The sequence below is a fragment of the Devosia sp. genome (assembly GCF_041917035.1).
GTDB lineage: Bacteria > Pseudomonadota > Alphaproteobacteria > Rhizobiales > Devosiaceae > Devosia_A.
Genome location: NZ_JAYRYM010000250.1, coordinates 1 through 5,376 on the forward strand (window position 1 = coordinate 1; position 5,376 = coordinate 5,376).

At 69.7% G+C, this 5,376-nt stretch carries 6 protein-coding genes; 2 read left to right on the forward strand and 4 right to left on the reverse strand.

Annotation, left to right across the window (positions count from 1 at the left end; all coding sequences use genetic code 11):
• The coding region (locus ACE3TU_RS18510) for a dihydroxy-acid dehydratase (protein WP_374626900.1) at positions 1-1,074 on the forward strand (1,074 nt) is incomplete at its 5' end.
• On the opposite strand, the gene ACE3TU_RS18515 is transcribed toward ACE3TU_RS18510, so the two are convergent.
• The 4 genes from ACE3TU_RS18515 to ACE3TU_RS18530 all read right to left on the reverse strand — a co-directional run bounded on the left by ACE3TU_RS18515 (position 1,068) and on the right by ACE3TU_RS18530 (position 3,844).
• Positions 1,068-2,069 carry a phosphatase PAP2 family protein gene (locus ACE3TU_RS18515; protein WP_374626902.1) on the reverse strand — a complete coding sequence of 334 codons (1,002 nt, stop codon included), beginning with the start codon at positions 2,067-2,069 and terminating at the stop codon, positions 1,068-1,070. The two genes, ACE3TU_RS18510 and ACE3TU_RS18515, sit on opposite strands and share 7 nt — an antisense overlap.
• An 85-nt stretch (positions 2,070-2,154) precedes the next feature.
• Entirely contained in the window at positions 2,155-2,757 is a 603-nt protein-coding gene (locus ACE3TU_RS18520; RefSeq protein WP_374626904.1) for a hypothetical protein, read from the reverse strand.
• A 75-nt stretch (positions 2,758-2,832) separates the two neighbouring features.
• Positions 2,833-3,135 (reverse strand): AzlD domain-containing protein, encoded by a 303-nt coding sequence (locus ACE3TU_RS18525; RefSeq protein ID WP_374626906.1) that lies wholly within the window; start codon positions 3,133-3,135, stop codon positions 2,833-2,835.
• Positions 3,125-3,844 (reverse strand): AzlC family ABC transporter permease, encoded by a 720-nt coding sequence (locus ACE3TU_RS18530; RefSeq protein ID WP_374626909.1) that lies wholly within the window; start codon positions 3,842-3,844, stop codon positions 3,125-3,127. The genes ACE3TU_RS18525 and ACE3TU_RS18530 overlap by 11 nt, the downstream gene beginning before the upstream one ends.
• A 271-nt stretch (positions 3,845-4,115) precedes the next feature.
• On the opposite strand from ACE3TU_RS18530, the gene ACE3TU_RS18535 reads away from it, so the two are divergent.
• A partial coding sequence (locus ACE3TU_RS18535; RefSeq protein ID WP_374626911.1) for an MATE family efflux transporter occupies positions 4,116-5,376 on the forward strand: 1,261 nt, incomplete at its 3' end.

A 5,376-nucleotide genomic window follows, 5' to 3' on the forward strand; every position in this document is an offset into this window, starting at 1 on the left:
CTGCCGCGTTCGATCGCCACCAAGGCGGCCTTTGAGAACGCCATGGCGCTCGACATCGCCATGGGCGGCTCGACCAACACGGTGCTGCACATCCTTGCCGCCGCGCACGAGGCCGAGGTGGATTTCTGCATGGACGACATCGATGCGCTCTCCCGCAAGGTGCCGGTGCTGTGCAAGGTGGCGCCGGCCAAGTCGGACGTGCATATCGAGGACGTGCACCGGGCCGGCGGCATCATGTCGATCCTCGGCCAACTCGACCGGGGCGGGCTGATCAACCGGGGCGAGCCGACGGTGCATGCCGCCACGCTCGGCGATGCGCTCGATCGCTGGGACATCAGCCGCACCAACTCGGACGGCGTGCGCAACTTCTACATGGCCGCGCCGGGCGGCGTGCGCACCACCGAGGCGTTCAGCCAGAGCGCGCGCTGGAAGGAGCTCGACCTCGACCGCGCCAAGGGCGTCATCCGCAGCACCGAGCATGCCTTCTCGAGGGATGGCGGGCTCGCCGTGCTCAAGGGCAATATCGCGCTCGACGGCTGCATCGTGAAGACGGCGGGCGTCGACGAGTCGATCCTCCGCTTCACCGGGCCGGCCAGGGTGTTCGAGAGTCAGGACGCGGCGGTCAAGGGCATCCTCAGCAACGAGATCAAGGCCGGCGACGTGCTGGTGATCCGCTACGAGGGACCGCGCGGCGGTCCGGGCATGCAGGAGATGCTCTATCCGACGAGCTACCTGAAGTCGAAGGGCCTGGGCAAGGCCTGCGCGCTGATCACCGACGGGCGCTTTTCGGGCGGCACGTCGGGGCTGTCGATCGGCCACGTCTCGCCGGAGGCGGCGGAAGGCGGGGCCATCGGTCTGGTGCGCGACGGCGACGTGATCGAGATCGACATTCCCGGCCGCACCATCCATCTGGCGCTGTCCGAGGCGGAACTGGCGACGCGGCGCGCCGAGCAGGACCGGCTGGGCTGGACGCCGGCGAAGCCACGCAAGCGTAATGTCTCGACGGCGCTCAAGGCCTATGCGGCCTTCGCCACCAGCGCCGCCCGCGGCGCCGTGCGCGACCTCGATCAGTAGGTCCCGGACATCCCGGCGGGTCGCCGCTCGAGGCGGCCCGTCGCCCACCAGATGAGCGAAACGGCGGCGATGGAGACATAGCCGTCGATCGCATAGTGCCAGCCCAGGTACACCGATCCGACGAGGATCAGCGCAACATAGCCCCAGCCGAACAGGCCGGCCCAGCGGTTGAGGCGGCCGAGCAGCAGGGCGTGCAGCGTGGCGATGGCGAGGTGCATGCTCGGCATGGCCGAGATGCCGGTGCCGAGCGAGGGGCGCTCGGCACCGTAGCTGGCCAGCAGGTAGCCGCTGGCCTCGGCCATGTAGGCGCCCACCGGGCTTTCCGCGATCTGCTGCAGCAGGGCGTCGAAGCGGTCCGTTTCGGCGAAGTCGTCGAAGAAGACCGGACCGTAGGAGGCGAGCAGCGTGGCGAGCACGGTGCCGAGCAGCAGGATGGTCAGCGCCATCGCCCAGAAGTAGCGCCGGCGCAGCGCATCCCCCGGGTGCAGCGCCATCGCCCCCATGGTGCCGAACCAGGCGAGAAACCAGACCGGTCCGTAGAGCACGCCGATCGCATAGCCGGCCCAGTCGGGCAGCAGCGCGTGGGCAAGCAGCCCGGGGTCGGTGCCGTGCAGCAGGAGGTCGATGCGGGCGAAATGCGGATCGGCCCAGAACGGAACGAGCTGCGGGATCAGGATCTTGAATGTGGTGAAGGCGGCAAGCCCGACACAGACGAGGCAGGCGATGCCGGCCAGCGGCAGCAGGCGGGTGGCCGCGGTCCGCCGCAGATAGGCCAGCGGGCCGTGGCGGTGGCGCAGCATCGCGACGGCCAGCAGCCCGAGCAGGATCAGCGGCGGCAGCACCGCGAACTGCAGGGCATAGTCGGCCAGCATCTCGAGGTAGATGTCCGGGGCCGCCAGCGCGGCCGCAAGCCCATAGGCGAGGACCAGAACGGGCAGCAGGTACCGCGAGCGCAGCGCGACGACGTCGTTGCCGGCCATTTCGATGCTGGTCATGACCGCCCTGTTGCACTCGGTGCGGCCAGACTGGCAGCCGACGATGACGACGGCGTTAAGATCGACGGCGCGTTTTGAGCCCCGCTCAGCCGGCCGGCGTCCAACCTTCCTGTTCGTAGGCCCGGCGGCGTTGCTCGAGGTCGATGCCCGGAGCGTGCTGCAGGATGGCGAGGGCGGCCTCGGCGTGGCGCGCGTCGACCCGCGCCGTGACGATGGCGCCGCCGCGGCGCAGCCCCTCGGTCACCACATGCGCATGGTCCTCGGGAACGCCCGCCGAGGTGAGGGCGCCGACGAGGCTGCCGGTCGCCGCGCCGAGCCCGGCCCCGGCAATGGCCCCGAGCGCGGTGGCGACCAGCCAGCCGCCGGCGACGACCGGTCCGAAACCGGGAATGGCGATGATGCCCAGCCCGGCGAGGAGGCCGCCGGCGGCACCGAGGCCCGCTCCGATCTCGCCGCCGAGCGTCGCGTCGCCCTCGACCGCGTCGGCCTCGGGTTCGCCGGCCTCGCCCGCCGCCGCGTCGGCAGCCCCGAGCACCGCCTCCGGTTCCGGCCCCTCGGGCGGTACTTCGGGCAGGTCGTGGCGGAAGACGACGCTGATGTCGGTGTCGCGTATGCCGGCCTCGCCGAGGGCGCGCACGGCGCCGGCGGCATGTTCGTAAGTGTCGAAGAGCCCGGTGATGGTCTGCATGGCACGCCTCCGCCGGCGCGTGGAACCCGCGCCTCCTCCTACATGGACCGCCCGCGCCGCTTGTTCCAGCCCCTCTCAGCCGCCGAGCGCGAGGCGGGCCAGGTAGACGGCGAGGACGCCGCCGGCCATGGCGGCGAACAGGTTGCGGGTCACGAGGTAAAGCGCCGCCACCGCCGCCGCCGCCAGCGCTTCGGCGGCACCGCCGGCGATGATCGCGTTGGCGACCAGGGCGGCCAGCACGGCGCCGGGCAGGTGCTTCATCCAGCTGGCGATGAAGCCGCTCTCGGGCAGGCGTGTCGCCAGCAGGTAGCCGCCGGCGCGGATGGCGTAGGTCACCGCGGCCATGCCGAGGATGGCCAGCAGGGATTCAGCGGACATCGCGGGCCTCCCGGCGGCCGGCGAAGTGGTCGAACACGGCACCGGCGAAGCTGCCGCCGAGGCCGCCGGCAATGATGTACCAGTTGCCCTCGACGAGCCGGGCGGTGACCATCGCGATGAGTGCCCCGGCGATCCAGGGGACGAGGTCGCCGCGCCCCTTCCACATGCCGAGCAGCAGCGCGAGGAAGGTGGCGGTGAAGGCGAAGTCCAGCCCGTATCGCGTCGGATCGTCGATGACGGCGCCGAGCACCCGGCCGAACAGCGTCGAGACCATCCAGCTGGTCCAGCACAGCACCCCGGCGCCGAGGAGGAAGGCAAGGCTGCCGCGCCCCTTGCGGACCTCGCCCATGGTGAGGGCCCAAGGCTCGTCGGAGACGAGGAACATCACGGCGAGGGCGCGCGGCAGCGGCAGGTGGCCGGCGAGCGGCCTGAGCGTCGCCGTCATCAGCAGCATCCTGAGGTTGACGATGGCCGCGGCAACGACGATCGAGACGATCGGCAGCTGTCCCGGCGTCCACATCTCCAGCACGACGAACTGGCTCGCGCCGGCATAGACCAGCCCGCTCATCAGCGCCACTTCGATGACGCTCATGCCGGCCTGCCCGGCGAGCACGCCCCAGACTACGCCATAGGCGGCGATGGAGATGGCGACGGGCACGAACAGGCGCATGCCGAGCCAGAACGGGGCGGGAGCGGTGGAGATTCGCATGCGGCCAGACTATCCCGGCGGATCGGCAGGTGGCGATGACTTTCGCTGCTGGCCACATCACGGACGCTGATCCCTCGCATCGGCATTGTCCGATTGACCGCGGTCGCACCGGCGCGATACATCAGGCCCCGTGCGTTCACCCCGCTAGTGCTCCGACCCGCCTGCGTCCCCTTCGGGACGTGAAGTGGCCCGAACCGGTTCAGCGGTCGCTCGACCGCGGCCGGCCGTCTGGACGTGACGCCGCCTCGCATTCGGGATTCGGAGACTACAGATGGACAAACCGATCAGGCCGCTCTGGCAGCGGTTCGCGCTGTTCCTTCTGCCCCTGACGCTGAGCAATATCCTGCAGGCGCTGTCGGGCACCATCAACTCCATCTATATCGGGCAGATGATCGGGGTGGAGGCACTGGCCGCCGTTGCCATGTTCTTTCCCATCATGATCTTCCTGATCTCGTTCATGGTCGGGCTCGCCTCGGGCGGCGCCATCCTGATCGGACAGGCCTGGGGGGCGAAGAACCTCGAAAAGATCAAGCAGGTCACCGGCACGACGCTCACCGTCTCGTTCCTGATGGGGCTGGTGGTCGCGGCGATCGGCGGCGCCTTCGCGCCCGAACTGATGCTGGTGCTCGGCGCGCCGCCCGACGTGTTCGCCCTCGCCACCGACTACGGACGGGTGATGCTGATCGGCATGCCGGGCTTCTTCGTGTTCTTGATCATCACCTCGATGCTGCGCGGGGTCGGCGATACGATGACGCCGCTGCTGGCGCTGATCCTGTCGATCGGGGTCGGGCTGGTGGTCACGCCGGCGCTGATCCAGGGCTGGTTCGGGCTGCCGCAGCTCGGCGTCATGGCCGCGGCCGTCGCCTTCATCGCCGGGTTCACCCTGGTGCTGGTGTTCCTGTTCTTCTACCTCAACTGGCGCCGGAGCCCGATGGCGCTCGACGCCGGCCTTGCCCACCACTTCAAGGTGGATTTCGTCCTGCTCAAGCTGATCCTCAAGCTCGGCCTGCCGGCGGGGCTCGGCATGGTGGTCGCCTCGATCTCGGGCATCGTCATCGTCGGCATCGTCAACCGCTTCGGTTCCGATGCCACGGCCGCCTACGGCGCGGTCAACCAGGTGCTGAGCTACATCCAGTTCCCGGCCATGTCGATTTCCATCGCCGCCTCGATCTTCGCCGCCCAGGCGATCGGGGCGCGCCGCTTCGACGAGGTCGAACGGGTCACGCGCACCGGGCTGCTGATGAACACGGTGGTCACCGGGCTGCTGGTGGTGGTCGCCTACCTGTTCTCCGAGCATCTGGTGCGCCTGTTCATCACCGATCCCGAGGTGATCGAACTGACCGAGAGCCTGCTGCACATCGTGCTGTGGAGCTGCGTCGTCTATGGCTACGGCACGGTGTTCTCCGCCGTGATGCGGGCCTCCGGCGTGGTGCTGCTGCCCATGCTGCTGTCGATCGCCGCCATCGTCGCGGTCGAGATCCCGGCAGCGCTGATCCTCAGCCAGACCATGGGGCTGCCCGGTGTCTGGGTCG

Excerpts from the sequence above, each read along its gene's own strand:
- ACE3TU_RS18530 (WP_374626909.1), bottom strand. The coding sequence starts at position 3,844 with ATGCGAATCTCCACCGCTCCCGCCCCGTTCTGGCTCGGCATGCGCCTG.
- ACE3TU_RS18515 (WP_374626902.1), bottom strand. The coding sequence starts at position 2,069 with ATGACCAGCATCGAAATGGCCGGCAACGACGTCGTCGCGCTGCGCTCG.
- ACE3TU_RS18525 (WP_374626906.1), bottom strand. The coding sequence starts at position 3,135 with ATGTCCGCTGAATCCCTGCTGGCCATCCTCGGCATGGCCGCGGTGACC.
- ACE3TU_RS18520 (WP_374626904.1), bottom strand. The coding sequence starts at position 2,757 with ATGCAGACCATCACCGGGCTCTTCGACACTTACGAACATGCCGCCGGC.